37 protein-coding genes are annotated in these 25,123 nt (G+C 60.6%); 32 read left to right on the forward strand and 5 right to left on the reverse strand.

Features of this window, described 5'->3' with window-relative positions:
• Nucleotides 1-26 precede the first annotated feature (26 nt).
• The 28 genes from tuf to rplQ all read left to right on the forward strand — a co-directional run bounded on the left by tuf (nucleotide 27) and on the right by rplQ (nucleotide 16,203).
• Complete coding sequence (tuf, locus tag NL154_RS07510; RefSeq protein ID WP_011424970.1) at nucleotides 27-1,202, forward strand: elongation factor Tu; 1,176 nt, start codon at nucleotides 27-29, stop codon at nucleotides 1,200-1,202.
• A gap of 306 nt (nucleotides 1,203-1,508) precedes the next feature.
• Nucleotides 1,509-1,817 carry a 30S ribosomal protein S10 gene (gene rpsJ, locus NL154_RS07515; RefSeq protein WP_003547547.1) on the forward strand — a complete coding sequence of 103 codons (309 nt, stop codon included), beginning with the start codon at nucleotides 1,509-1,511 and terminating at the stop codon, nucleotides 1,815-1,817.
• A gap of 33 nt (nucleotides 1,818-1,850) precedes the next feature.
• Nucleotides 1,851-2,492, forward strand: coding sequence for a 50S ribosomal protein L3 (gene rplC, locus NL154_RS07520; RefSeq protein WP_004674916.1), 642 nt, complete (start codon nucleotides 1,851-1,853; stop codon nucleotides 2,490-2,492).
• 13 nt (nucleotides 2,493-2,505) lie between these two features.
• Nucleotides 2,506-3,126, forward strand: coding sequence for a 50S ribosomal protein L4 (rplD, locus tag NL154_RS07525; protein WP_004674918.1), 621 nt, complete (start codon nucleotides 2,506-2,508; stop codon nucleotides 3,124-3,126).
• A complete protein-coding gene (locus tag NL154_RS07530; protein ID WP_003547550.1) occupies nucleotides 3,123-3,416 on the forward strand; it encodes a 50S ribosomal protein L23 in 294 nt (97 codons plus the stop codon). The genes rplD and NL154_RS07530 overlap by 4 nt, the downstream gene beginning before the upstream one ends.
• Nucleotides 3,417-3,427: 11 nt before the next feature.
• Nucleotides 3,428-4,264, forward strand: a complete 837-nt coding sequence (rplB, locus tag NL154_RS07535; RefSeq protein ID WP_184452872.1) for a 50S ribosomal protein L2 — start codon at nucleotides 3,428-3,430, stop codon at nucleotides 4,262-4,264.
• Nucleotides 4,265-4,279: 15 nt separating this feature from the next.
• The gene (gene rpsS, locus NL154_RS07540) at nucleotides 4,280-4,558 is read left to right on the forward strand and encodes a 30S ribosomal protein S19 (RefSeq protein WP_007531666.1); all 279 of its coding nucleotides are present in this window, start codon (nucleotides 4,280-4,282) and stop codon (nucleotides 4,556-4,558) included.
• A gap of 2 nt (nucleotides 4,559-4,560) precedes the next feature.
• Nucleotides 4,561-4,950, forward strand: a complete 390-nt coding sequence (gene rplV, locus NL154_RS07545; protein ID WP_004674922.1) for a 50S ribosomal protein L22 — start codon at nucleotides 4,561-4,563, stop codon at nucleotides 4,948-4,950.
• Nucleotides 4,950-5,684 carry a 30S ribosomal protein S3 gene (rpsC, locus tag NL154_RS07550; RefSeq protein WP_003573793.1) on the forward strand — a complete coding sequence of 245 codons (735 nt, stop codon included), beginning with the start codon at nucleotides 4,950-4,952 and terminating at the stop codon, nucleotides 5,682-5,684. The genes rplV and rpsC overlap by 1 nt, the downstream gene beginning before the upstream one ends.
• 38 nt (nucleotides 5,685-5,722) lie before the next feature.
• Nucleotides 5,723-6,136, forward strand: coding sequence for a 50S ribosomal protein L16 (rplP, locus tag NL154_RS07555; protein WP_003573792.1), 414 nt, complete (start codon nucleotides 5,723-5,725; stop codon nucleotides 6,134-6,136).
• An 11-nt stretch (nucleotides 6,137-6,147) separates the two neighbouring features.
• A complete protein-coding gene (gene rpmC / locus NL154_RS07560; protein ID WP_004674925.1) occupies nucleotides 6,148-6,348 on the forward strand; it encodes a 50S ribosomal protein L29 in 201 nt (66 codons plus the stop codon).
• A 12-nt stretch (nucleotides 6,349-6,360) separates the two neighbouring features.
• A complete protein-coding gene (rpsQ, locus tag NL154_RS07565; protein WP_004674926.1) occupies nucleotides 6,361-6,600 on the forward strand; it encodes a 30S ribosomal protein S17 in 240 nt (79 codons plus the stop codon).
• A gap of 261 nt (nucleotides 6,601-6,861) precedes the next feature.
• Entirely contained in the window at nucleotides 6,862-7,230 is a 369-nt protein-coding gene (rplN, locus tag NL154_RS07570; protein ID WP_003573790.1) for a 50S ribosomal protein L14, read from the forward strand.
• 10 nt (nucleotides 7,231-7,240) lie between these two features.
• Nucleotides 7,241-7,549 carry a 50S ribosomal protein L24 gene (gene rplX / locus NL154_RS07575; protein WP_008521328.1) on the forward strand — a complete coding sequence of 103 codons (309 nt, stop codon included), beginning with the start codon at nucleotides 7,241-7,243 and terminating at the stop codon, nucleotides 7,547-7,549.
• Complete coding sequence (rplE, locus tag NL154_RS07580) at nucleotides 7,542-8,099, forward strand: 50S ribosomal protein L5 (protein ID WP_004674930.1); 558 nt, start codon at nucleotides 7,542-7,544, stop codon at nucleotides 8,097-8,099. Before rplX ends, rplE begins: the two co-directional genes overlap by 8 nt.
• Nucleotides 8,100-8,131: 32 nt before the next feature.
• Entirely contained in the window at nucleotides 8,132-8,437 is a 306-nt protein-coding gene (gene rpsN / locus NL154_RS07585) for a 30S ribosomal protein S14 (RefSeq protein ID WP_003573787.1), read from the forward strand.
• A gap of 12 nt (nucleotides 8,438-8,449) precedes the next feature.
• Nucleotides 8,450-8,848, forward strand: coding sequence for a 30S ribosomal protein S8 (gene rpsH / locus NL154_RS07590; protein WP_003547562.1), 399 nt, complete (start codon nucleotides 8,450-8,452; stop codon nucleotides 8,846-8,848).
• A gap of 42 nt (nucleotides 8,849-8,890) precedes the next feature.
• The gene (gene rplF, locus NL154_RS07595) at nucleotides 8,891-9,424 is read left to right on the forward strand and encodes a 50S ribosomal protein L6 (RefSeq protein ID WP_008521309.1); all 534 of its coding nucleotides are present in this window, start codon (nucleotides 8,891-8,893) and stop codon (nucleotides 9,422-9,424) included.
• Nucleotides 9,425-9,436: 12 nt separating this feature from the next.
• Nucleotides 9,437-9,799, forward strand: coding sequence for a 50S ribosomal protein L18 (gene rplR, locus NL154_RS07600; protein ID WP_210628246.1), 363 nt, complete (start codon nucleotides 9,437-9,439; stop codon nucleotides 9,797-9,799).
• Nucleotides 9,800-9,929: 130 nt separating this feature from the next.
• Complete coding sequence (gene rpsE, locus NL154_RS07605; protein ID WP_434733857.1) at nucleotides 9,930-10,499, forward strand: 30S ribosomal protein S5; 570 nt, start codon at nucleotides 9,930-9,932, stop codon at nucleotides 10,497-10,499.
• Between the two features lie 13 nt (nucleotides 10,500-10,512).
• Complete coding sequence (rpmD, locus tag NL154_RS07610; protein WP_221155986.1) at nucleotides 10,513-10,722, forward strand: 50S ribosomal protein L30; 210 nt, start codon at nucleotides 10,513-10,515, stop codon at nucleotides 10,720-10,722.
• Between the two features lie 16 nt (nucleotides 10,723-10,738).
• Nucleotides 10,739-11,215, forward strand: coding sequence for a 50S ribosomal protein L15 (gene rplO, locus NL154_RS07615; protein WP_210628245.1), 477 nt, complete (start codon nucleotides 10,739-10,741; stop codon nucleotides 11,213-11,215).
• Between the two features lie 232 nt (nucleotides 11,216-11,447).
• Nucleotides 11,448-12,788, forward strand: coding sequence for a preprotein translocase subunit SecY (secY, locus tag NL154_RS07620; protein WP_085777822.1), 1,341 nt, complete (start codon nucleotides 11,448-11,450; stop codon nucleotides 12,786-12,788).
• Complete coding sequence (locus NL154_RS07625) at nucleotides 12,785-13,435, forward strand: adenylate kinase (RefSeq protein ID WP_210628244.1); 651 nt, start codon at nucleotides 12,785-12,787, stop codon at nucleotides 13,433-13,435. The genes secY and NL154_RS07625 overlap by 4 nt, the downstream gene beginning before the upstream one ends.
• A 222-nt stretch (nucleotides 13,436-13,657) precedes the next feature.
• Nucleotides 13,658-14,026, forward strand: a complete 369-nt coding sequence (gene rpsM, locus NL154_RS07630; protein ID WP_011424992.1) for a 30S ribosomal protein S13 — start codon at nucleotides 13,658-13,660, stop codon at nucleotides 14,024-14,026.
• A 133-nt stretch (nucleotides 14,027-14,159) separates the two neighbouring features.
• Nucleotides 14,160-14,549 carry a 30S ribosomal protein S11 gene (gene rpsK / locus NL154_RS07635; RefSeq protein ID WP_003547577.1) on the forward strand — a complete coding sequence of 130 codons (390 nt, stop codon included), beginning with the start codon at nucleotides 14,160-14,162 and terminating at the stop codon, nucleotides 14,547-14,549.
• Nucleotides 14,550-14,646: 97 nt separating this feature from the next.
• Nucleotides 14,647-15,657, forward strand: a complete 1,011-nt coding sequence (locus NL154_RS07640) for a DNA-directed RNA polymerase subunit alpha (protein WP_003547579.1) — start codon at nucleotides 14,647-14,649, stop codon at nucleotides 15,655-15,657.
• A 123-nt stretch (nucleotides 15,658-15,780) separates the two neighbouring features.
• Nucleotides 15,781-16,203, forward strand: coding sequence for a 50S ribosomal protein L17 (rplQ, locus tag NL154_RS07645; RefSeq protein ID WP_088685497.1), 423 nt, complete (start codon nucleotides 15,781-15,783; stop codon nucleotides 16,201-16,203).
• A gap of 149 nt (nucleotides 16,204-16,352) precedes the next feature.
• On the opposite strand, the gene NL154_RS07650 is transcribed toward rplQ, so the two are convergent.
• Nucleotides 16,353-17,087 (reverse strand): phosphotransferase enzyme family protein, encoded by a 735-nt coding sequence (locus NL154_RS07650; RefSeq protein ID WP_434733858.1) that lies wholly within the window; start codon nucleotides 17,085-17,087, stop codon nucleotides 16,353-16,355.
• Nucleotides 17,088-17,260: 173 nt separating this feature from the next.
• Here NL154_RS07650 and NL154_RS07655 point away from each other — a divergent pair, with 173 nt between their 5' ends.
• Complete coding sequence (locus NL154_RS07655) at nucleotides 17,261-17,665, forward strand: DUF2809 domain-containing protein (RefSeq protein WP_405047679.1); 405 nt, start codon at nucleotides 17,261-17,263, stop codon at nucleotides 17,663-17,665.
• Nucleotides 17,666-17,682: 17 nt separating this feature from the next.
• Here the strand turns inward: NL154_RS07655 and msrQ are convergent, their stop codons facing one another.
• Both msrQ and msrP read right to left on the reverse strand, forming a co-directional pair.
• Complete coding sequence (msrQ, locus tag NL154_RS07660) at nucleotides 17,683-18,339, reverse strand: protein-methionine-sulfoxide reductase heme-binding subunit MsrQ (RefSeq protein WP_434733859.1); 657 nt, start codon at nucleotides 18,337-18,339, stop codon at nucleotides 17,683-17,685.
• Entirely contained in the window at nucleotides 18,339-19,286 is a 948-nt protein-coding gene (gene msrP / locus NL154_RS07665) for a protein-methionine-sulfoxide reductase catalytic subunit MsrP (RefSeq protein WP_434733860.1), read from the reverse strand. Before msrP ends, msrQ begins: the two co-directional genes overlap by 1 nt.
• Nucleotides 19,287-19,626: 340 nt before the next feature.
• Between msrP and ilvD the strand changes: the two genes are divergently transcribed.
• Nucleotides 19,627-21,465 (forward strand): dihydroxy-acid dehydratase, encoded by a 1,839-nt coding sequence (gene ilvD / locus NL154_RS07670; RefSeq protein ID WP_434733861.1) that lies wholly within the window; start codon nucleotides 19,627-19,629, stop codon nucleotides 21,463-21,465.
• Between the two features lie 49 nt (nucleotides 21,466-21,514).
• Here ilvD and NL154_RS07675 read toward each other — a convergent pair whose 3' ends face one another.
• The gene (locus NL154_RS07675; protein ID WP_210628239.1) at nucleotides 21,515-21,865 is read right to left on the reverse strand and encodes a lysozyme inhibitor LprI family protein; all 351 of its coding nucleotides are present in this window, start codon (nucleotides 21,863-21,865) and stop codon (nucleotides 21,515-21,517) included.
• Nucleotides 21,866-21,884: 19 nt separating this feature from the next.
• Nucleotides 21,885-22,265, reverse strand: coding sequence for a YkvA family protein (locus tag NL154_RS07680; RefSeq protein ID WP_210628238.1), 381 nt, complete (start codon nucleotides 22,263-22,265; stop codon nucleotides 21,885-21,887).
• 133 nt (nucleotides 22,266-22,398) lie between these two features.
• Here NL154_RS07680 and NL154_RS07685 point away from each other — a divergent pair, with 133 nt between their 5' ends.
• Nucleotides 22,399-23,802: a DegQ family serine endoprotease gene (locus tag NL154_RS07685; RefSeq protein WP_434733862.1), complete on the forward strand. Its 1,404-nt coding sequence runs from the start codon at nucleotides 22,399-22,401 to the stop codon at nucleotides 23,800-23,802.
• On the forward strand, nucleotides 23,799-25,115 hold the full coding sequence (locus NL154_RS07690; protein ID WP_210628236.1) for a replication-associated recombination protein A: 1,317 nt from the start codon (nucleotides 23,799-23,801) through the stop codon (nucleotides 25,113-25,115). Before NL154_RS07685 ends, NL154_RS07690 begins: the two co-directional genes overlap by 4 nt.
• Nucleotides 25,116-25,123: the final 8 nt, after the last annotated feature.

Consider the following 25,123-nt stretch of genomic DNA (forward strand, 5'->3'; position numbering starts at 1 on the left):
GGGACTAGCAAAACGGAGAGCCGAAAATGGCAAAGAGTAAGTTTGAGCGCAACAAGCCGCACGTCAACATTGGCACGATCGGCCACGTTGACCACGGCAAGACGTCTCTGACGGCAGCGATCACGAAGTACTTCGGTGAGTTCAAGGCGTACGACCAGATCGACGCGGCTCCGGAAGAGAAGGCGCGCGGTATCACGATCTCGACGGCGCACGTTGAGTATGAGACGCCGGCCCGCCACTATGCGCACGTCGACTGCCCCGGCCATGCCGACTACGTGAAGAACATGATCACCGGTGCGGCGCAGATGGACGGCGCGATTCTGGTTTGCTCGGCTGCTGACGGCCCGATGCCGCAGACGCGCGAACACATCCTGCTCGCCCGCCAGGTCGGCGTTCCGGCGATCGTTGTGTTCCTGAACAAGGTCGACCAGGTTGACGACGCCGAGCTTCTCGAGCTGGTCGAGCTCGAGGTTCGCGAGCTTCTGTCGTCCTACGACTTCCCGGGCGACGACATTCCGGTCGTCAAGGGCTCGGCGCTTGCTGCTCTTGAAGATTCCGACAAGAAGATCGGCGAAGACGCGATCCGCGAACTGATGGCAGCGGTCGACTCGTACATCCCGACGCCTGAGCGTCCGGTTGACCAGCCGTTCCTGATGCCGATCGAAGACGTGTTCTCGATCTCGGGCCGTGGTACGGTCGTGACCGGCCGCGTCGAGCGTGGCATCATCAAGGTTGGTGAAGAAGTCGAGATCGTCGGCATCCGTCCGACGTCGAAGACGACGGTGACCGGCGTTGAAATGTTCCGCAAGCTGCTCGACCAGGGCCAGGCCGGCGACAACATCGGCGCGCTGATCCGCGGTGTGAACCGTGACGGCGTCGAGCGTGGTCAGATCCTGTGCAAGCCGGGCTCGGTCAAGCCGCACAAGAAGTTCAAGGCAGAAGCCTACATCCTGACGAAGGAAGAGGGCGGCCGTCATACGCCGTTCTTCACCAACTACCGTCCGCAGTTCTACTTCCGCACGACGGACGTTACCGGCATCGTGACGCTTCCGGAAGGCACGGAAATGGTCATGCCGGGCGACAACGTCACGGTTGACGTCGAGCTGATCGTTCCGATCGCGATGGAAGAAAAGCTGCGCTTCGCTATCCGCGAAGGCGGCCGCACCGTCGGCGCCGGTATCGTCGCTTCGATCGTCGAGTAATTCCTTCGGCCACTCCGGTGGGGTGGCCGATTCGATGACAATATTATGATGCAGGCGGCGCAAGCCGCTTGCTTATTACACAGAAATGTAGCAAATGGCGCGCGAGCGCGATTTGCGCGCCGCTTTGGACGACGAAGCGGTGACTGAACAAGCAAATAAGGTGGGCTAGAAGGCCCTGAAGACTGGATAGGGATGTCGGTATCGGCGCCCTCTCGATCTTTGAAACCGGTGGTCCGCCTTAGGAAGAAAGAACAACCCGTGTCTTGTCCAGAGACATGCGGAAAACAAACACAAGGATAACGTCGAATGAACGGCCAAAATATCCGCATTCGCCTGAAGGCGTTCGATCACCGGATTCTCGATGCTTCTACGCGCGAGATCGTGTCGACGGCGAAGCGCACCGGTGCAAGCGTCCGGGGCCCCGTTCCGCTTCCGACCCGCATCGAGAAGTTTACGGTCAACCGGTCCCCGCACATCGACAAGAAGAGCCGCGAACAGTTCGAGATGCGCACGCATAAGCGCCTGCTCGACATCGTAGACCCGACCCCGCAGACGGTAGACGCGCTGATGAAGCTCGATCTCGCCGCCGGTGTCGATGTTGAGATCAAGCTCTGAGCTTGCTCGAGCTGAGTTGGAAGGATTGAACCGATGCGTTCAGGTGTGATTGCACAAAAGGTGGGAATGACCCGCGTCTACAACGACGCCGGCGAGCATGTCCCGGTAACGGTACTGCGTATGGACGGCTGCCAGGTCGTTGCCACGCGCACTGTCGAGAAGAATGGCTATACCGCAGTTCAGCTCGGTGCCGGCCAGGCGAAGGTGAAGAATACGTCGAAGGCGATGCGCGGCAACTTTGCCGTAGCCAACGTCGAGCCGAAGGCCAAGCTCGCAGAATTCCGCGTGTCGGAAGACAATCTGCTGGAGATCGGCACGGAGCTCAAGGCGGGTCACTTTGCCGCCGGTCAGCTCGTCGATGTGACGGGTACGACGATCGGTAAGGGTTTTGCCGGCGCCATGAAGCGCCATGGTTTCGGCGGTCTGCGCGCCACGCACGGTGTGTCGGTTTCGCACCGTTCGCACGGTTCGACCGGCTCGCGCCAGGATCCGGGCAAGGTTTTCAAGAACAAGAAGATGGCTGGTCACATGGGCCAGACGCGCGTCACGACACAGAACCTGGAAGTGGTTTCGACCGACGAAGATCGCGGTCTGATCCTGATCAAGGGTGCTGTTCCCGGTTCCAAGGGTGCCTGGATCATCGTGCGCGACGCCGTCAAGTCGGCCGCGAAGTAAGGGAGCCAGATCAATGGAATTGAACGTCAAGACCCTCGAGGGAAAAGACGCCGGGAAGGTCTCCCTTTCGGACGAGATTTTCGGCCTCGAGCCCCGCGAAGACATTCTCGCCCGCGTTATCCGCTGGCAGCTTGCCAAGAAGCAGCAGGGCACGCACAAGGCAAAGGGCCGCGCTGAAGTCTCGCGCACCGGTGCCAAGATGTACAAGCAGAAGGGTACGGGCCGCGCTCGTCACCATTCGGCTCGCGCTCCGCAGTTCCGCGGCGGCGGCAAGGCCCATGGCCCGGTCGTTCGCAGCCACGAGCACGACCTTCCGAAGAAGGTTCGGGCACTCGGCCTTCGCCATGCCCTTTCGGCCAAGATCAAGGCTGATGACGTTATCGTCATCGACAACCTGGTCGCAGCTGAAGCCAAGACCAAGGCTCTCGCGTCCGCTTTCGAGACGCTCGGCCTGACCAACGCCCTCTTCATCGGCGGCGCAGAGCTTGACGGCAACTTCAAGCTTGCGGCACAGAACATCCCGAACATCGATGTTCTGCCGATCCAGGGCATCAATGTTTACGACATCGTGCGCCGTGGCAAGCTCGTGCTTTCCAAGGCTGCGGTTGAAGCGCTAGAGGAGCGATTCAAGTGACCGATCTTCGCCACTACGATGTGATCGTCTCTCCGGCGATCACCGAAAAGTCCACGCTGGTATCCGAAAACAACCAGGTTGTTTTCAATGTCGCCAAGCAGGCGACAAAGCCGGAAATCAAGGCTGCTGTCGAGGCGCTGTTCGGCGTCAAGGTTACGGCCGTCAACACTCTGCTGCGCAAGGGCAAGACCAAGCGGTTCCGCGGTTTCGTCGGCAAGCAGAAGGACGTGAAGAAGGCTGTCGTGACGCTGGCTGAAGGCCAGACGATCGACGTCTCCACCGGTCTCTGAGGAATAAGAAAATGGCATTGAAAACATTCAATCCGACGACCCCGAGCCAGCGTCAGCTGGTCATCGTGGACCGCTCCTCGCTCTACAAGGGCAAGCCGGTCAAGGCGCTGACGGAAGGTCTGACCAAGAGCGGTGGTCGTAACAACCTCGGCCGCATCACGGCTCGCTTCATCGGTGGCGGTCATAAGCGCAGCTACCGTCTGGTCGACTTCAAGCGTCGCAAGTTCGATGTCGAAGGCACGGTCGAGCGTATCGAATACGATCCGAACCGCACGGCTTTCATCGCCCTGGTGAGCTATTCGGATGGCGAGCAGGCCTACATCATCGCTCCGCAGCGTCTCGCCGCCGGCGACAAGGTCATCGCTTCGGAGAAGGCTGTCGACGTCAAGCCCGGCAACACCATGCCGCTGCAGTATATCCCGGTCGGCTCCATCATCCACAATGTGGAAATGAAGCCGGGCAAGGGCGGTCAGATCGCCCGTTCCGCCGGTTCCTACGCACAGCTGGTGGGTCGTGACCAGGGCATGGCGATCCTTCGCCTGAACTCCGGTGAGCAGCGCCTCGTAAGCGGCATCTGCCTTGCTTCGATCGGCGCCGTCTCCAACCCGGACCACGCCAACATCAACGACGGCAAGGCCGGTCGTACCGTCTGGCGCGGCAAGCGTCCCCATAACCGCGGTGTCGTCATGAACCCGGTCGACCATCCGCACGGCGGTGGTGAAGGCCGCACCTCCGGTGGTCGCCATCCAGTGACACCGTGGGGCAAGCCGACCAAGGGCAAGCGCACCCGGTCGAACAAGTCGACCGACAAGATGATCATGCGCTCGCGTCATCAGCGTAAGAAGTAAGAGAGGAAGTCTCCAATGGCTCGTTCAGTATGGAAAGGTCCGTTCGTTGACGGCTATCTTCTCAAGAAGGCTGAGAAGGTTCGTGAAGGCGGACGTGCAGAAGTGATCAAGATCTGGAGCCGTCGCTCCACGATCCTGCCGCAGTTCGTCGGTCTCACCTTCGGCGTCTACAACGGCAGCAAACATGTCCCGGTCAGTGTCAATGAAGACATGGTCGGTCACAAATTCGGTGAATTCTCTCCGACCCGCACCTACTACGGTCACGGCGCGGACAAGAAGGCGAAGAGGAAGTAACAATGGGCAAGGCAAAAGCCGAACGCCGGCTGAAGGACAACGAGGCGCAAGCAGTCGCCCGCACGCTCCGCGTCAGCCCCCAGAAGCTCAACCTGGTTGCTGCGGCCATCCGCGGCAAGAAGGTCGAGCGTGCACTCGCTGAGCTGGAGTTTTCCCGCAAGCGCATCGCGGGCGCCGTAAAGAAGACGCTCGAATCAGCGATCGCCAACGCCGAGAACAACCACGATCTCGACGTCGACGCACTCGTCGTCGCCGAAGCCTACGTCGGCAAGTCGATCGTCATGAAGCGTTTCCACGCTCGTGGCCGCGGTCGCGCGTCGCGCATCGAAAAGCCCTTCGCGCACCTGACGATCGTCGTTCGTGAAGTGCAGGCAGCAGAGGAGGCCGCATAATGGGTCAGAAAATCAATCCGATCGGTTTCCGTCTCGGCATCAATCGTACCTGGGATAGCCGCTGGTTCGCGGACAATGCCGAGTATGGCCAGCTGCTGCACGAAGACCTGAAAATGCGCAAGTTCGTGATGAGCGAACTGAAGCAGGCCGGGATCTCCAAGGTGGTTATCGAGCGTCCGCACAAGAAGTGCCGCGTCACGATCCACTCGGCTCGTCCGGGCCTGATCATCGGCCGCAAGGGCGCCGACATCGACAAGCTCCGCAAGAAGCTGTCCGATATGACCAACTCGGAAACGCACCTCAACATCGTCGAAGTGCGCAAGCCCGAAGTCGACGCAACTCTGGTCGCTCAGTCGATCGCCCAGCAGCTCGAGCGCCGCGTGGCTTTCCGCCGCGCCATGAAGCGCGCCGTTCAGTCCGCGATGCGTCTTGGCGCCGAGGGCATCAAGATCACCTGCGCCGGCCGTCTCGGCGGTGCGGAAATCGCCCGTACGGAATGGTACCGTGAAGGTCGCGTGCCGCTGCACACGCTGCGCGCCGACATCGACTACGGCACGGCAGAAGCAGAAACCGCATTCGGTATCTGCGGCATCAAGGTCTGGATCTTCAAGGGCGAAATCCTTGAGCACGATCCGATGGCTTCCGAACGTCGCGCGCTGGAAGGCGACGCACAGGGTCCGGCAAGCCGCGAACGCGACCGTGGCGATCGTCGCCGCGAACGCGACAACGCGTAATTAGCGCTGGCGAAAGATAAGCTCGGAGAAGTAAGAAAATGTTGCAGCCAAAGCGTACTAAGTACCGCAAGCAGTTCAAGGGCCGCATCAAGGGCGTCGCCAAGGGCGGTTCTGACCTGGCATTCGGCGAATTCGGCCTGAAGGCTCAGGAGCCCAACCGCGTCAACGCACGCGAGATCGAAGCGGCTCGCCGCGCGATCACGCGTTACATGAAGCGCGCCGGCCGTGTATGGATCCGCGTGTTCCCGGACGTTCCGGTAACCGCAAAGCCGACCGAAGTCCGCATGGGTAAGGGTAAGGGCTCCGTTGAGTACTGGGCATGCAAGGTCAAGCCCGGTCGTATGATGTTCGAGATCGACGGCGTCAGCGAAGAGATCGCCCGTGAGGCGCTTCGTCTCGGCTCTGCCAAGCTCTCGGTCAAGACGCGCTTCGTACAGCGCATTGCAGAGTAAGGATTGAGCTCATGAAAGCCTCAGATGTTCGCGCGTTGACCGCCGACCAACTCAAGGACGAGCTTGCCAAGCTGAAGAAGGAGCAGTTCAACCTGCGCTTCCAGAAGGCGACCGGCCAGCTCGAAAAGTCCTCGCGCATCAACGAAGTCCGCAAGGACATCGCCCGCGTGAAAACCATTGCCCGCCAGAAGGCGGCAGAAGTTAAGGCCTAAAGGAAGAAAAATATGCCGAAGCGCATCCTGCAGGGCGTCGTCGTTGGCGACAAGAACGAGAAGACGGTAGTGGTTCGTGTCGAGCGTCGTTTCGCTCACCCGCTGCTCCAGAAGACCGTTCGTCGATCCAAGAAGTACAAGGCCCACGACGAAAACAACCAGTACAAGATCGGCGATACCGTATCCATCGAGGAATGCGCGCCGATCTCCAAGGACAAGCGCTGGACGGTGATTGCCGCCCAGGGCAAGTAACAGAATTTTGGCCGAGGCCTTGCGTCTCGCCGAAATATCTGTATGAAGCAGCGTCAGAACGCTCGAATGCCGGGCGTTCTTTTGCTTTGAGCGCACGGAAGGTCCCGTTCGGGAAACCACCCTGGCACGATCGACCCCGCGCTATTCAGCTATGCCGTGTTGTTGCCTGCCGTTACGGCAGGTCGGCCGGCGAACATTTTCATAAGCCGGGGTAGGGGGCTTAGGCCCAACCATTCCGGTAAACCAAGAAGGCGACCTGATATGATTCAGATGCAAACAAACCTCGACGTCGCGGATAATTCCGGCGCACGTCGTGTCATGTGCATCAAGGTGCTGGGCGGCTCGAAGCGCAAGTATGCCTCGATCGGCGACGTCATCGTCGTTTCGATCAAGGAAGCGATCCCGCGCGGCCGTGTGAAGAAGGGTGACGTGATGAAGGCGGTTGTCGTTCGTACCGCCAAGGACATCCGTCGTCCGGATGGCTCGGTCATCCGCTTCGACACCAACGCAGCAGTCCTCATCGACAATAAGAAAGAGCCGATCGGCACCCGTATCTTCGGACCGGTTCCGCGCGAACTTCGCGCCAAGAACCACATGAAGATCATCTCGCTGGCTCCCGAAGTACTGTAAGGAGCGAACGATGCAGAAGATTCGTAAGGGCGACAAGGTCGTCATGCTCGCTGGCAAGGACAAGGGCCGCACCGGCGAAGTCGTACAGGTTATGCCGAAGGAAGATCGTGCGGTCGTCCGTGGCGTCAACGTCGTCAAGCGCCACCAGCGCCAGACGCAGACACAGGAAGCCGGCATCATCGCCAAGGAAGCTCCGGTTCACCTGTCCAACATTGCAATCGTCGACAAGGACGGCAAGCCGACCCGCGTCGGTTTCAAGGTCGTTGACGGCAAGAAGGTCCGTGTTGCCAAGCGTTCTGGAGAAGTGATCGATGGCTGAGGCAAAGTACGAGCCGCGGCTCAAGAAAGAATATGTCGAGCGCATCCGCAAGGCGATGCAGGAGAAGTTCTCCTACGCCAACGAGATGATGATCCCGAAGCTTGACAAGATCGTTATCAACATGGGTGTGGGCGAAGCCACGGCTGACTCCAAGAAGCCGACCGTTGCTGCTGCCGACCTGGCTGCTATCGCTGGTCAGAAGCCGGTCATCACCCGTGCACGCAACTCTATCGCTGGCTTCAAGGTCCGCGAAAACATGCCGATTGGCGCGAAGGTCACCCTGCGCGGCGCCCGCATGTACGAGTTCCTGGATCGCCTGGTCAACATCGCGCTCCCGCGCGTTCGCGACTTCCGCGGCCTGAACCCGAAGAGCTTTGACGGCCGTGGCAACTTCGCCATGGGCATCAAGGAGCACATTGTGTTCCCAGAAATCAACTACGACAAGGTTGATCAGATGTGGGGCATGGACATCATCGTTTGCACGACGGCGACGACCGACGACGAAGCACGGGCTCTCCTGAAAGAGTTCAGCTTCCCGTTCCGTCAATAACCGTAACGACGAGCGTAGAAAAGGAACCTGACATGGCGAAGACAAGCGCAGTTGAAAAGAACAAGCGCCGCCGTACTACGGTCGCCAACCAGGCCGCTAAGCGGGCTGCGTTGAAGGCGATCATCATGAACCAGGCTCTTCCGATCGAAGAGCGGTTCAAGGCCTCGATCAAGCTGGCATCCCTGCCGCGCGATGGATCGAAGACCCGTATTCGCAACCGTTGCGAAGTTTCGGGGCGTCCGCGCGCATATTACCGCAAACTGCGCATGTCGCGTATTGCGCTGCGTGAACTGGGCAATCTCGGCAAGGTGCCGGGCATCGTCAAGTCGAGCTGGTAAGGAGCAGGTTAGATGACAATGACTGATCCGTTGGGCGATATGCTCACCCGTATCCGTAACGGCGCTTCCCGCCGCAAGTCGTCGGTTTCGACGCCTGCGTCCAAGCTCCGCGCACGTGTTCTCGATGTCCTGCAGTCCGAAGGCTACATCCGTGGCTATTCCGTTGTCGATTTCGGCAATGGCAAGTCGGAGCTCAGCATCGAGCTGAAATATTATGAAGGCGCATCGGTGATCCGTGAGATCGGCCGTGTGTCCAAACCGGGCCGCCGGGTTTATGTCTCGGTCAAGTCCATTCCGCAGGTCGCGAACGGCCTCGGCATCACCATCCTTTCGACTCCGAAGGGTGTGATGGCCGATCACCAGGCTCGCGAACAGAACGTTGGTGGCGAGGTTCTTTGCTCGGTCTTCTAAGATTGGGCAGGGATCTCCATAGCGAACAGACAGGATTGAAACATGTCTCGTATCGGTAAGAAGCCCGTTCAGGTGCCTGCTGGGATCACGGCTACGGTCGATGGCCAGAAGGTTACCGCAAAGGGCCCGAAGGGCGAGCTGTTTTTCGTTGCTAACGACGAAATCAGCCTCAAGCTCGAAAACAACGCGGTCGTTGTGACGCCCGTGAACCAGACCAAGGATGCGCGTTCGAAGTGGGGCATGTCCCGCACGATGATCGAAGGCATCTTCAAGGGCGTCAAGGACGGCTTTGAGCGCAAGCTCGAAATCAACGGCGTCGGTTACCGCGCCGCCCTGCAGGGCAAGAACCTGCAGCTGGCCCTCGGCTTCAGCCACGATGTGATCTATGAGCCGCCGGTCGGCATCACGATCGCCGTTCCGAAGCCGACTGAAATCGTTGTCTCCGGCATCAATAAGCAGCAAGTCGGTCAGGTCGCCGCTGAAATCCGCGAATATCGCGGTCCTGAGCCCTATAAGGGCAAGGGCGTCAAGTACGCTGACGAGCGGATCGTCCGCAAAGAAGGCAAGAAGAAGTAAGGATCACGCGAAATGGCTAGCAGGAAAGAAGCACTTGCACGTCGTGCCAACCGCGTGCGCCGTCATCTCAAGTCGGTGGCCAATGGCCGTCCGCGCCTGTCGGTTCATCGCTCCTCGAAGAACATCTATGCCCAGATCATCGACGATGTGGCTGGCAAGACGCTTGCGTCTGCCTCCACTCTCGAGAAGGATCTGCGCGGTTCTCTGAAGACCGGTGCCGATACCGCCGCCGCTGCTGCAGTGGGCAAGCTCGTCGCCGAGCGCGCCTCCAAGGCCGGCGTGTCGGAGGTCGTGTTCGACCGTGGCGCCTTCATCTATCATGGTCGCATCAAGGCTCTTGCCGAAGCGGCCCGCGAAGGCGGTCTCACCTTCTGATCAGTTTCCGGCCGGACGCGTCAAGCGCCGGCCGGATTTTCGCCGGACCGCGGCACTCTCCAAAAGGGGAGGCTGATGCGGTCCACATTTGTTTGCCGATTGCACCCGGAAAAGAAAAAGGAAGAGGACAATGGGACAGGAAAGAAGGCCGCAGCGGGAAGACCGCCAGAGCCGTGAAGAGCGCGATAGCGAATTCGTCGACAAGCTTGTCGCGATCAACCGCGTCGCCAAGGTCGTCAAGGGCGGCCGTCGTTTTGGTTTCGCAGCACTCGTCGTCGTCGGCGACCAGAAGGGCCGCGTCGGCTTCGGCCATGGCAAGGCACGCGAAGTGCCGGAAGCCATCCGCAAGGCAACCGAAGCCGCCAAGCGCGAGCTGATCTTCGTACCGCTGCGTGACGGCCGTACGCTGCATCACGACGTTCATGGCCGCCATGGCGCCGGCAAGGTTCTGCTGCGCTCGGCCAAGGTTGGTACCGGTATCATCGCCGGTGGTCCGATGCGCGCCGTATTCGAAACGCTCGGCATGCACGACGTCGTCGCCAAGTCGACCGGTTCGTCGAACCCCTACAACATGGTTCGCGCCACCTTCGACGCTCTGAAGCACCAGGTTCACCCGAAGGACATCGCAGCTCAGCGCGGCATCAAGTATGCAACGCTGCAGGCTCGTCGTAGCGCCTCCGGCAACGCCTCTGAAGAATAAGAGGAGCTGACCAATGGCCAAGGCTACCAAGAAGGCTGAAACGAAGACTGTCACGATCGAACAGATCGGCAGCCCGATTCGCCGTCCGGACGTCCAGCAGCGCACGCTGATCGGTCTCGGACTGAACAAGATGCACCGTCGCCGCACGCTGGAGGATACTCCTTCCGTTCGCGGCATGATCCGTGCTGTCCAGCATCTCGTTCGCATCGTCGACGAGAAGTGAGACGGAGGAAACGCTCATGAAACTCAATGAAATCAAGGACAACGAAGGCTCCACCCACAGCCGCAAGCGCCTCGGCCGCGGTATCGGTTCGGGCTCCGGCAAGACGGCTGGTCGCGGTGTCAAGGGTCAGAAGTCCCGTTCCGGCGTCGCCATCAACGGCTTCGAAGGCGGCCAGATGCCGATCTATCGTCGCCTGCCGAAGCGCGGCTTCAACAACATTTTCGCTTCCGACTTTGTCGTCGTGTCGCTTGCTCGCATTCAGGCGGCAATCGACGCCGGCAAGCTCGATGCCAAGGCGACTGTTGACGCAGCTGCCCTAAAGGCCGCCGGCGTTATCCGCCGCGCCAAGGACGGCGTTCGCGTTCTCGCTGACGGCGAGCTCAAGGCCAAGATCACCATCGTCGTCGCAGGCGCTTCCAAGCCCGCCGTCGAGAAGATCGAAAAGGCCGGCGGCACAGTGACGCTGCTTTCGGCTCCGGCTGCAGCAGAATAATATCTGATGATATATCGCCCGGGGTGCTTCACACCGGGCGATTTTGCTCCCATATGTGGGCCTCACAAAAACTTGGCTGGCGCCCCGCGTCATGCCGGTAAGACTGGAAAACAAGGGTGAGGCATGGGGTTGCGCTGCAATCCGTCCAAAACCCAGTTTTGAATTATTTTCATACTGATTCCGGGGCCGGTATTTCCCCAGAGACGCCGGAATTGGTAGGGCGGAGAATCGCATGGCTTCTGCAGCGGAACAATTGGCATCCAACCTCAATTTTTCGACCTTTGCCAAAGCCGAGGATTTGAAGAAGCGCCTGTGGTTCACACTGGCAGCTCTCCTCGTCTACAGGCTCGGCACCCATATCCCGCTTCCGGGTCTCAATCCCGAAGCCTATGCCCAGGCGTTCCGCGGCCAGGCAGGCGGTATTCTCGGCCTTTTCAACATGTTCTCGGGCGGCGCCGTTCAGCGCATGGCGATCTTTGCGCTCGGCATCATGCCCTATATCTCCGCTTCGATCATCGTGCAGCTGATGACTTCGGTCGTGCCGACGCTTGAAAACCTGAAGAAGGAAGGCGAGCAGGGTCGCAAGATCATCAACCAGTACACCCGCTACGGCACCGTCATTCTGGGTGCGCTCCAGGCATACGGCATTGCCGCCGGCCTCGAGAGCGGCCAGGGTCTTGTCGTCGATCCGGGCTGGTTCTTCCGTATTTCCACCGTTCTGACGCTGCTCGGCGGCACGATGTTCCTGATGTGGCTCGGCGAGCAGATCACCTCGCGCGGTATTGGCAACGGCATTTCGCTGATTATCTTCGCCGGTATCGCAGCCGGCCTTCCGAGCGCTCTTGCCGGCACGCTCGAACTCGGCCGCACCGGCGCGCTGTCGACCGGCCTCATCCTGCTCGTCATCATTGTCGCGATCGCCGTCATCGGTGTCATCGTCTTCGTGGAGCGCGCCCAGCGCCGGCTGCTGATCCAGTATCCGAAGCGCCAGGTCGGCAACCGTATGTTCCAGGGCGATACGTCGCACCTGCCGCTGAAGCTCAACACATCGGGCGTGATCCCGGCGATCTTTGCCTCTTCGCTCCTGCTTCTGCCGGCGACGGTCGCGGGTTTTGCCAACACCACGGCGATGCCTGCCTGGGCGACGTCGATCGTTGCCGCCCTCGGTCATGGCCAGCCGCTCTACATGGTGCTCTATGCGGCGCTGATCGCCTTCTTCGCTTTCTTCTATACGGCCATCGTCTTCAATCCGAAGGACACGGCCGACAATCTGAAGAAGCATGGCGGCTTCATTCCCGGCATCCGTCCGGGTGAGCGCACTGCCGAATATATTGACTACGTGCTGACCCGCATCACGGTGATTGGCGCCATCTATCTCGTCTTCGTCTGCATCCTCCCGGAGATTCTGGTGTCGCAAACCGGCATTCCATTATCCCTTGGTGGGACTTCGCTTTTGATCGTGGTTAGCGTAACTCTTGATACGGTTGCACAGATCCAGGGTCACCTGATCGCGCAGCAATACGAAGGCCTGATCAAGAAATCGAAGTTGCGAGGAGGAAAGAGGGGGCGATGAGACTTATCCTTTTGGGGCCGCCGGGCGCGGGCAAGGGAACCCAGGCCCAGCGGATCGTCGAAAAGCACGGCATTCCGCAGCTTTCTACGGGAGACATGCTGCGTGCGGCGGTCAACGCCGGTACGGAGGTCGGCAAGCGCGCCAAAGCGGTGATGGATGCCGGCAAGCTGGTCTCGGACGAGATCGTCATCGCCATTGTCTCCGAGCGAATCGATCAGCCCGATTGCGCCAACGGTTTCATTCTCGACGGTTTCCCCAGGACGCTCGTCCAGGCGGACGCCACCGAGGCGATGCTGAGGGCGAAGGGTCTAGGTCTCTCTGTCGTCATCGAATTCCGTGTCGACGATGCCGAACTGGTCCGTCGTGTTGCCGGCCGCTATTCCTGCGCACAGTGCGGCAGCGTCTATCATGACACTGACAAGGTTCCGGCCAATGAAGGCGTGTGCGACAAGTGCGGTTCCACCCACTTCAAGCGCCGCCCGGACGACACTCCGGAAACCATGACGGCCCGGCTGCAGGTCTATTACAAGGAGACCTCACCGCTGATCGGCTACTACCATGCCAAGGGCAAACTCAAGTCCGTGGACGGCATGGCGGAGATAGATCAGGTGACCGCCGAAGTCGAAGCCATTCTTTCCAAGCTTTAAGGCTTTGAAAATAAAACTTGGCGGAACGGTTGCTTTTCAGCAGTGATTCCGCTAAACACCGCGCCAACTCGCGACATTCCATGCGATCGGCGCGGATTTCCCAGGGAAGTCCGGGTTCGGTCGTATTGACATGTTGCGGACCTAATTTGAACGGGCGGTTCTCAAGGACCGCATAACGAAGCCCACTTGCCGGATGGCAACTGGAATGCAAGGAGAACAGGCGTGGCACGTATCGCTGGCGTCAACATCCCGACTGCAAAGCGCGTGGTCATCGCGCTGACCTACATTCACGGGATCGGTCCGAAATTCGCACAGGAAATCGTCGAGAAGGTCGGTATTCCGGCTGAACGTCGTGTGCATCAGCTGACGGACGCTGAAGTCCTTCAGATCCGCGAAACCATCGACCGTGATTATCAGGTCGAGGGTGATCTTCGTCGCGAAACCGCGATGAACATCAAGCGTCTGATGGATCTCGGCTGCTACCGCGGCCTGCGTCATCGTCGCGGCCTTCCGGTCCGCGGCCAGCGCACGCACACCAATGCCCGCACCCGCAAGGGTCCGGCAAAGGCAATCGCTGGCAAGAAGAAGTAATTTCCGGGAAACCGGGGTGGGGAGGCTGGCGGTCCGCGCTGGCCTCTTTTGAGTTTGGAGCGGGACCATATAGGCGCCGTTCCGGTGTAGCCGCTGGTATTACGGCGGTGAAGAGATCAACGAAAGGAATAGCATGGCTAAGGAAGCCGTCCGCGTTCGCCGTCGCGAGCGCAAGAATATCTCGTCGGGTGTCGCTCACGTCAACTCGACCTTCAACAACACGATGATCACCATCACTGATGCGCAGGGCAATGCGATCGCCTGGTCGTCGGCTGGCGCCAAGGGCTTCAAGGGCTCGCGCAAGTCGACCCCCTTCGCTGCCCAGATCGCTGCCGAAGACTGCGCCAAGAAGGCCCAGGAACACGGCATGAAGTCGCTGGAAGTCGAAGTCTGCGGTCCGGGTTCGGGTCGTGAATCGGCTCTGCGCGCGCTCCAGGCTGCAGGTTTCATGATCACGTCCATCCGCGACGTGACGCCGATCCCGCACAATGGCTGCCGTCCGCGCAAGAAGCGCCGCGTCTGATCATCGCTCTCGTCACCGGTGAGCGCCCTGGCGCTCCTGGTGGTTTTCAAGCTCGGTTGTCACGATTGGATGGTGGCAACGAACGGAAGGCAAACTCATGATTCAGAAGAACTGGCAGGAACTGATCAAGCCGAACAAGGTGGAGTTCTCCTCGAGCTCGCGCACCAGGGCGACGCTCGTTGCCGAACCGCTGGAGCGCGGCTTCGGCCTCACCCTCGGCAACGCACTGCGCCGCGTTCTGCTCTCCTCGCTGCGCGGTGCCGCCGTCACGGCGGTGCAGATCGACGGCGTGCTGCATGAATTCTCCTCGATTCCGGGCGTCCGCGAAGACGTCACGGATATCGTGCTCAACATCAAGGAAATCGCCATCAAGATGGATGGCGACGACGCGAAGCGCATGGTCGTGCGCAAGCAGGGCCCGGGCGTTGTCACGGCTGGCGATATCCAGACGGTCGGCGATATCGAAATCCTCAATCCCGAGCATGTGATCTGCACGCTCGACGAGGGCGCCGAGATCCGCATGGAATTCACCGTCAACAACGGCAAGGGCTACGTTCCGGCCGAGCGCAATCGTGCGGAAGATGCTCCGATCGGTCTCATACCGGTCGACAGCCTCTATTCGCCGGTCAAGAAGGTGTCCTACAAGGTTGAAAATACCCGCGAAGGACAGGTTCTCGACTACGACAAGCTGAACATGACCATCGAAACCGATGGCTCGATCACCGGCGAAGACGCCGTCGCTTTCGCGGCGCGCATCCTCCAGGATCAGCTTGGCGTCTTCGTCAACTTCGACGAGCCGCAGAAGGAAACCGAAGAGGAAGCAGTCACCGAACTCGCTTTCAACCCGGCTCTGCTCAAGAAGGTGGACGAACTCGAACTGTCGGTCCGTTCGGCAAACTGCCTGAAGAACGACAACATCGTCTACATCGGCGACCTCATTCAGAAGACCGAAGCAGAAATGCTCCGCACACCGAATTTTGGTCGCAAGTCGCTGAACGAAATCAAGGAAGTTCTCGCTTCCATGGGCCTGCACCTCGGCATGGAAGTGCCGGCATGGCCGCCCGAGAACATCGAAGATCTCGCCAAGCGTTACGAAGACCAGTATTAAAAACCAAAAAGGCAGGCTCTTTCGGCTGCCTTTCCCCGTCAAACAGCAGGCCGATCGCCTGCATGTGCCAGGAAACGGCAGGCCCGGTTAACGTAAGGGCACCTGCATTAAAGGAGAGTAGCAATGCGCCATGGTAAAGCCGGCCGCAAGCTGAATAGAACCGCAAGCCACCGCAAGGCGATGTTCGCCAACATGGCGGCTTCGCTCATCACCCACGAGCAGATCGTCACGACCCTGCCGAAGGCCAAGGAAATCCGTCCGATCGTCGAGAAGCTCGTCACGCTCGGCAAGCGCGGTGACCTGCATGCTCGCCGCCAGGCGATCTCGCAGATCCGCGATGCCGCCGTCGTTTCGAAGCTGTTCGACACGATCGCAACGCGCTACGCCACCCGCAACGGCGGCTACCTGCGCATCATGAAGGCCGGCTTCCGCCAGGGCGACAACGCCGCTTTGGCCGTGATCGAATTCGTTGATCGCGACACCTATGCCAAGGGCGCAGCCGACAAGGCCCGCGTTGCTGCCGAAGAGCAGGCCGTCGCTGCTTAAATTTTCCGCTTCGCCGGAAACGGAACAGCCGGGCTGCAAAGCCCGGCTGTTTTTCTTTGTCCATGCGCGTGCGTAAAGGCTCCTTTTGGCGCAATGCTGTCGCCGGAAGCTCCCGACATGGATGCGGCCCATCGATCCGCCGAAACTGCTCAGACCGCTCGAACTTCAGCGAGCCGCTTGGCGGCGTAGTCGTCCTGCCAGCAGACGGCGGCTTCCCATGCGGCTGACGCTTGCGCGGCGATGTCGTGCGCGCCGTCGTCGAGACCGGCAGCGTTGCCGGGCAGCACCAGGTCGAGGTCGGGAGCGTCGACATGTGACTCGTCCCAGTCGATCAACCCGACCCGGTCGGGGGTTATGCGGACGTTGCCAGGGCTGTTGGGATTGCCGTGGACAACGCATCTCTGACGTCCGGCGAGCCGCGCCCACGCTGCGCGACATCGAATAACGCCCTCGGGCGGCATCGCGGCAAGGTTGATCCTCGTTCCGGTTTCCGCGTGAAGGAGGTCGGTCGACGATCGCCAGCCCGGACGCTGCGGCCAGCCCTGTGTCAACCGATGCAGCTCGCGGAGCGTGTCGGCCACGCGACGCCAGTCGGACCCTGTCTCGGGCGCTCCGCCCTCCATGTATTTCATCACCACCAGCCCGTCCACGAACAGCCGGCCGTCCGTCGTCGGGGTCGGCACTGGAACGTGCATGCCTTCACTGTCGAGGTATTGGATCAGCTCGGTTTCCCATGCGAGATCGGCGTTGGTCCGGCTGCCGAGACCACCGACCGCGATCTGCCCGTGGACGCGAACGCTCCACACGCCGTTGGCAACTCCACCCGTCAGTCGTTCGATGCGAACCGCATCTTCACCCCATTGCCCGAGTACTTCCCATCCCATTGGCGATATCCCAGGCGGCTATGATTCAATTGACGGAAGAAATAGAGAAAGTTTAGGACGCCAAGATGTCCGTGTCCGGCGCAAAGCAGCCATGGCGGCAATCATCGAAACTGCCTAAAGCATCTTGGTCAAGGTGCGGCAGCGACACCGCTTACCAAACCCTGGAGATTAAGGTGGAAGGTTCTCTGCGCGAAGCACATTCCCGATCGCAGTTCCTCCGTCTCGCGGCTGTGTTTGTGGTGATTGCGGTCGGCCTGGCCCTCAGGCGCTTGGGCTACGCGGTCGATCTGCCTTTCGTCGTTGTCAAATATGGCGGGTCGGCGCTCTGGGGAGCGATGGTCTATCTGCTGGTGGCGCTCGTCTTCGGAAGGTCACCGCGGGCGGTCATTGCGGTCATGGCGCTTTTCATAGCAATCTCGGTCGAATTGTTCCGGCTTTATCATACGCCCGGGTTGGACGCGTTTCGGCTGACGACTGCAGGCGCCTTGTTGCTCGGCCGGATATTTTCCCTCTGGAACATACTCGCCTACGCGGTCGGCATCGCCGCAGCCTGTGCCTTTGATCCCGCGCGTCGTTGAGACTCGGCTGACTACCGTCAGGAAACCGACGCCGCCGCACGATTGCGTTGCCGCCCCTGGCTTTTTTTCCGACTGCGTGCGATCGGCCGCCAAGAGCGGTAGAGGATGAGCGCGATAATCAAACCCACATAAATAAACTGCTGGAGATCGAGGATCTTGGTCGAAAGCGCAAAATGCAGAGCCCCGCAGGCGGCAATGATGTAGACGAGGCGGTGCAGCCAGATCCAGGTGTTGCCGAGGCGACGGATCGAGAGGTTATTGGAAGTCACCGCCAGGGGAATAAGCATCGCAAGGCCGGCCATGCCGAACATGATGAACGGGCGCTTCAACACGTCATTGATGACGGCCTGAATTTCGATCGCCTGGTCGAGCACCATGTAGACGGTAAAATGCATCAGCGCGTAGTAAAAGGTCAGCAAGCCGAGCGCGCGGCGATAGCGCAGATAGTTCCAGCCGAAAAGCTCGCGGGCAGGGGAGACGGCAAGCGTCAGAATCAAAAAGCGGATTGTCCAGATGCCAAGGAAGAGCTCGAAGGTCTTGACCGGATCGGCGCCGAGCTGATCGGTCGCGCCGAGATAAAAGGCCCAGGCGGCGGGCACGAGCCCGCCGACATAAAGCAGCCAGACGGAGGCAGGCTGCCAGCGCTTCGGGATGGCAAGCGACAGTTCGGCCATCAGAAATTCGCCTTCAGGTCCATGCCGGCATAAAGGCTCGCCACCTCGTCGGCATAGCCGTTGAAGGGCAGGGTGGGGCGGCGGCTTGCGCCGAAGAAGCCGCTTTCGCCGATGCGCCTCTCGCTTGCCTGACTCCAGCGCGGATGGTCGACGGCCGGGTTGACGTTGGCGTAGAAGCCGTATTCCTGCGGATTGGTCACCTGCCAGGTGTTCTTCGGCTGCTGGTCGGTGAGCGTGATCCTGACGATCGACTTGATGCCCTTGAAGCCGTATTTCCACGGCACAACAAGCCGGATCGGCGCACCATTCTGGTTCGGTAGCGTTTCACCATAAAGCCCGACGGCAAGCAGCGTCAGCGGGTGGCGCGCCTCGTCCAGCCGCAGCCCCTCGACATAGGGCCAGTCGAGCGACTGAAAGAAGCCCTTCTGCCCCGGCATCTCCTCCGGTCGCACGACGGTTTCGAAGGCGACATATTTGGCGCTGCCGAGCGGCTCCACCTTGTCGAGCAGCGCCGCCAGCGGAAACCCGTTCCATGGAATGACCATCGACCAGGCCTCGACGCAGCGCATCCGATAGGTGCGCTCCTCGATCGGGAATTCCTTCATCAGCGCCTCGACGTCGAAGGTGCCTGGCTTGTTGACCATGCCGTCGACCTTGACCGTCCAGGGCAGCGGCTTGAAATCGCCGGAGAGAGCGGCGGGGTCGCCCTTGTCGAGACCGAACTCATAGAAATTATTGTAGGTCGTGACGTCCTTGATCGGCGTCGTCTTCCCATCGACCTTGTACTTGCTCTCGACGGCGGAAAGGGCGGCCGCGCTCGCCTTGCCGGCGCCATAGAGCGCCATGGCGCCAAGCGTCGCTGCGCCCAGGAACTCACGGCGACGCAGATAGAGCTGGCGCGGCGTGATCTCCGACGACGCGATCCTTGGGGGGCGATAGCTTGGCATGTCGAAAACCTCCAGGGCGGATATTCCGAATATAGTCCTTAAACGAACCGCCCGCATGTTCGGATCAATTTCTATGCCTTGAATATTGCTGACAGGAAGCCAATTTTTTGTGTTCGGCTGTGATGGAATAGGGTGTAACCAAAGGTCCCGCCGAACCGTATATATTCGAATTGCGCTCAACGCGCTTCTCCCGGCAGCGTACCGGATTTGGCCTTGCCGGTAGTGACAGCCCCCATCGATTGGATTAGGACAATTCCAAAAAGCGGCGTTCGCCCGGCCCGCAGGCTTCATTGCCGGCCCGGCTTCGCCTGATGTTTCCGACATGTCGAGGAAGACACCGATGCCAGCTTACCGTTCCAGAACCACGACCCATGGCCGCAACATGGCGGGCGCGCGCGGCCTATGGCGCGCCACGGGCATGAAGGATTCGGATTTCGGCAAGCCGATCATCGCGGTGGTGAATTCCTTCACCCAGTTCGTTCCCGGCCATGTGCATCTGAAGGATCTCGGCCAGCTCGTCGCTCGCGAAATCGAGGCGGCCGGCGGCGTCGCCAAGGAGTTCAATACGATCGCCGTCGATGACGGCATCGCCATGGGCCATGACGGCATGCTCTACTCGCTGCCCTCGCGCGAGTTGATCGCCGACAGCGTCGAATACATGGTCAATGCCCATTGCGCCGACGCCATGGTCTGCATCTCCAACTGCGACAAGATCACTCCCGGCATGCTGATGGCGTCGCTGCGCCTCAACATCCCGACCGTCTTCGTCTCCGGCGGTCCTATGGAAGCGGGCAAGGTCGTGCTGCATGGGAAGACACATGCGCTTGACCTCGTCGACGCCATGGTCGCGGCTGCCGATGACAAGATCTCCGATGACGACGTCAAGGTCATCGAGCGTTCAGCCTGTCCGACCTGCGGTTCGTGCTCCGGCATGTTCACCGCAAACTCGATGAATTGCCTGACGGAGGCGCTCGGCCTGTCGCTGCCCGGCAACGGCTCGACGCTTGCCACCCATGCCGATCGTAAGCGCCTCTTCGTCGAGGCCGGCCACCTGATCGTCGATCTCGCCCGCCGCTATTACGAGCAGGACGACGTCAAGGCGCTGCCACGCACCATCGCCTCCAAGCAGGCTTTCGAGAATGCCATGGCGCTCGATATCGCCATGGGCGGTTCGACCAACACGGTCCTGCACATCCTTGCAGCGGCCCACGAAGGCGAGGTCGATTTCACCATGGCCGATATCGACGCACTGTCGCGCCGCGTGCCATGCCTATCGAAGGTCGCGCCCGCCAAGAGCGATGTGCATATGGAAGATGTCCACCGCGCTGGCGGCATCATGTCGATCCTCGGAGAACTCGATAAGGGTGGGCTCCTGAACCGCGATTGTCCGACCGTCCATGCCGAGACGCTCGGCGATGCGATTGATCGCTGGGACATCACCCGCACCAACAGCGAAACCGTCCGCAACTTCTATCGCGCCGCTCCCGGCGGCATCCCGACCCAGGTCGCCTTCAGCCAGGAAGCTCGTTGGGACGAGCTCGACACCGATCGCCAGAACGGCGTCATCCGCTCTGTCGAACACCCCTTCTCCAAGGATGGCGGTCTTGCTGTGCTGAAGGGTAATCTCGCAGTGGACGGCTGCATCGTCAAGACGGCCGGCGTCGATGAATCGATCCTGAAATTCTCCGGCCCGGCCCGCGTCTTCGAAAGCCAGGATGCGTCGGTCAAGGCGATCCTCGCCAACGAGATCAAGGCCGGCGACGTCGTCGTCATCCGTTACGAAGGCCCGAAGGGCGGCCCCGGCATGCAGGAAATGCTCTATCCGACGAGCTATCTGAAGTCGAAGGGCCTCGGCAAGGCCTGCGCGCTGATTACCGACGGCCGCTTCTCCGGCGGTACCTCCGGCCTCTCGATCGGCCATGTCTCGCCGGAAGCGGCGAATGGCGGCACGATCGGCCTGGTGCGCGAAGGCGACATGATCGATATCGATATCCCGAACCGCACGATCAGCCTGCGTGTCAGCGAGGCCGAACTCGCCGCCCGCCACGCCGAGCAGGAAGGCAAGGGCTGGCAGCCGACCGAGATTCGCAAGCGCAACGTCACCACCGCGCTGAAGGCCTATGCGGCTTTCGCAACCAGCGCCGACCGCGGCGCCGTGCGGGATCTCAACGCCCGCTGAGTAGTCGAAACTACGACCCCTGATTAAGAGTCCAGCGGCGCGGCCGCTGTCAAAGCGGTCGGTTGATGTTTTTGTAGGTCTCGCCGAGCTGCTTCATCCGCTCGTCATAGGCAGCCTTGATACAGGCGGCGTCGCCCCCGCATTCCTGCCGCTTCTTCAGCCAGGCGGTCTGCTCGTCCTGCAATGTTCCGCGCGAGCCCATGGCCAGCAGACCGGAGAGCAGCTCGAAGGTCGTCACCATCTTGACGTCGGCGTCGTTGAGGACGCGATTGTCGCAGATCGCCTTTTCGTCCGGCTTCAATTCCTTCGCATCACAATCGAAACTCGCCGACCATGCCAGATCCGATGAGAAAATCAGGATCGCCAAACCGAGCGCGGCCGACATTCGCCATGTCATCATCTTCTTCCTTTACTGCCGATCAAATCAGCTTGCGCACCGCCAGAGCCAGAAAGATGATGCAGGCGAGCCAGACGACAAGGATGAAGATCAATCCGGCCCGGCCGGAAGGGCGTTCGATCCGCCTAGCCGCTTCCACGCGAAGCGCAGCCATCACCTCTGCCGGCACGAGCCGCGTCGCCAGCAAGATGCCGAGCGGAACGATGACGAGATCGTCGAGATAGCCGAGCACGGGAATGAAATCGGGGATCAGATCGATCGGCGAAAGCGCATAGGCTGCGACGGCGCCGGCGACCGCTTTCGCATACCAGGGCACGCGAGGATCGCGGGCGGCAAGCCACAGCGCAACGATGTCACGCTTCAGTGACTTTGCCCAGATTTTAGCTTTTGATATCAGTTGCATGGTTGACCTTCCTGAATCAAATTCGCAGCGCCATCAAGGCACTCCCTTGCCTTATTCTTCCATGCTTCCGCCCTCTTTCCTTTCTAGCGTCGGACGCTACAACGTTGCTCAAGAGGATTCAAAAGGGATACCCATGCAAGGCCTGTTCAAGCGCGCCTCCGTTTCGCTCTTCGCTCTGATGCTCGTTCTGCCGGCTGCGGCCCAGGCGCAGACGGCAAAGACGGTGCCTGAGAGCCAGATGCAGATGCAGCTCTCCTTCGCGCCGCTCGTCAAGCAGACGTCGGGCGCAGTCGTCAACGTCTATGCGGAAAAGATCATCCAGCGCCAGTCGCCCTTTGCGGGCGATCCCTTCTTCGAGCAGTTTTTCGGCCAGCAGATGCCGAATCGATCCGAAAAGCAGTCCTCGCTCGGTTCCGGCGTCATTGTCGAGGCGAACGGCACTGTCGTCACCAACAACCACGTCGTCGAAGGCGCCGACGATATCAAGGTGGCGCTGTCAGATGGCCGCGAATTCCCCTGCAAGGTGGTGCTGCGCGACGACCGCGTCGACCTCGCCGTGCTGAAGATCGACACCAAGGAAAACTTCCCGACACTACCGATCGGCAATTCCGATACCGTCGAGGTCGGCGATCTCGTGCTGGCGATCGGCAATCCCTTCGGTGTCGGCCAGACGGTGACGAGCGGTATCGTCTCCGCACTTGCCCGCAACCAGGTGGTCAAGAACGAGTTCGGCTTCTTCATCCAGACTGACGCCTCGATCAATCCGGGCAATTCCGGCGGTGCGCTGATGAACATGAAGGGCGAGCTGATCGGCATCAACACCGCGATCTTCTCGCGCGGCGGCGGCTCGAACGGCATCGGCTTTGCCATTCCCGCCAATCTCGTCAAAGTCTTCCTCGCTTCCGCCGATGCCGGCGTCAAATCCTTCGAGCGGCCCTATGTCGGCGCGAGCTTCGATGCAGTGACGTCGGAAGTCGCCGAAGCCCTTGGGCTCAACAAAGTGCGCGGCGCACTCGTCGTCAAGGTTTCGGAAGGCGGCCCGGCGGCGAAGGCCGGGCTGAAGGCCGGCCAGATCGTCACGTCAGTCAACGGCATCGCCGTCGAGCATCCGGACGCGTTGCTCTATCGCCTGACCACAGCCGGCCTCGGCAAAACGGTCAATCTTACCGTCATCGAAAACGGCCACGAGCAGCAGTTGTCGCTGGCGCTCGACCGCGCGCCGGAGACCTCGCCTCGTGACCAGCGCGTCATTGGCGGGCGGACGCCCTTTACCGGCGCCGTCGTCGAAAACCTGTCGCCGCGCGTCGCAGATGAATTGCGCATGCCCTCGGAATCGGCGGGTGTCGTCGTTGCCGATGTCAAGCAGGATTCCCCGGCTGCTCGTCTGGGTTTTGAGCCCAAGGATATCATCGTTTCGATCAACGGAACGGAAGTAAAATCGACCAAAGAACTGGCCGAGATAGCCAGCAGCGATCCCGGTCTCTGGCGGGTCGAGATCGAGCGCGATGGCCAGCGTATCAGGCAGTTCTTCCGATGAGCAATGATCTCTTCGCGCCGCGTGTTCCGGAAGAGGTTGCCGCCAGGCGGCCGCTTGCCGACCGGTTGCGGCCGAAGACGCTTGCCGATGTCACCGGTCAGGAACATCTGACCGGTGAGGACGGCGTGCTGAAGAGGATGATCGAAAGTGGTTCGCTCGGATCGATGATCTTCTGGGGTCCGCCAGGCACCGGCAAAACGACGGTGGCGCGGCTGCTTTCCGGTGAGGCGGGGCTGGCCTTCGAGCAGATATCGGCGATCTTTTCCGGCGTCGCCGATCTGAAGAAGGTTTTCGAGGCGGCTCGCATGCGCCGCATGGACGGTCGCCAGACGCTGCTGTTCGTCGATGAGATTCATCGTTTCAACCGCGCCCAGCAGGACAGTTTCCTGCCTGTTATGGAGGACGGCACCGTCATTCTCGTCGGCGCCACCACCGAAAATCCCTCCTTCGAGCTCAACGCCGCTCTGTTGTCGCGCGCCCGCGTCCTCACTTTCAAGTCACATGACGAGGAGAGCCTGGAGGAATTGCTGACGCGCGCCGAGGCGATTGAGCAGAAGCCGCTGCCGCTGACCGAGGAGGCGCGCGCCAGCCTGATCCGCATGGCCGATGGCGACGGCCGCGCCGTGCTGACGCTCGCCGAAGAGGTCTGGCGTGCTGCCCGCGAGGGCGAGAGCTTCGATACCGAAGCGTTGACGCGTATCGTCCAGCGCCGCGCCCCAGTCTACGACAAGGCGCAGGACGGCCACTACAATCTGATTTCGGCGCTGCATAAGTCGGTGCGCGGCTCGGATCCGGATGCTGCGCTCTATTATCTTGCCCGCATGTTCGATGCCGGCGAGGATCCGCTCTATCTCGGCCGGCGTTTGGTGCGCATGGCGGTGGAGGATATCGGGCTTGCCGATCCGCAGGCGCTGGTGATCTGCAACGCCGCCAAGGATGCCTATGACTATCTCGGATCGCCGGAAGGGGAGCTGGCGCTGGCGCAAGCCTGCGTCTATCTCGCCACCGCGCCGAAATCGAATGCCGTCTACACCGCTTTCAAGGCCGCAAGCCAGGCCGCAAAGCAGAACGGCTCGCTGCTGCCGCCGAAGCATATCCTCAACGCGCCGACGAAATTGATGAAGGGCGAGGGTTACGGCGAGGGCTATCGCTACGATCACGACGAGCCGGACGCCTTTTCAGGCCAGGATTATTTTCCGGAGAAGATGGGCCGCCAGACTTTCTACGATCCGCCGGAGCGCGGCTTCGAGCGGGATATCCGTAAGCGGCTGGAATGGTGGGCGAAGCTGCGCAAAGAACGCAATCCGCGCTGACGCGTGGG

The sequence above is a fragment of the Rhizobium sp. YTUHZ044 genome (assembly GCF_051123975.1).
Lineage (GTDB): Bacteria > Pseudomonadota > Alphaproteobacteria > Rhizobiales > Rhizobiaceae > Rhizobium.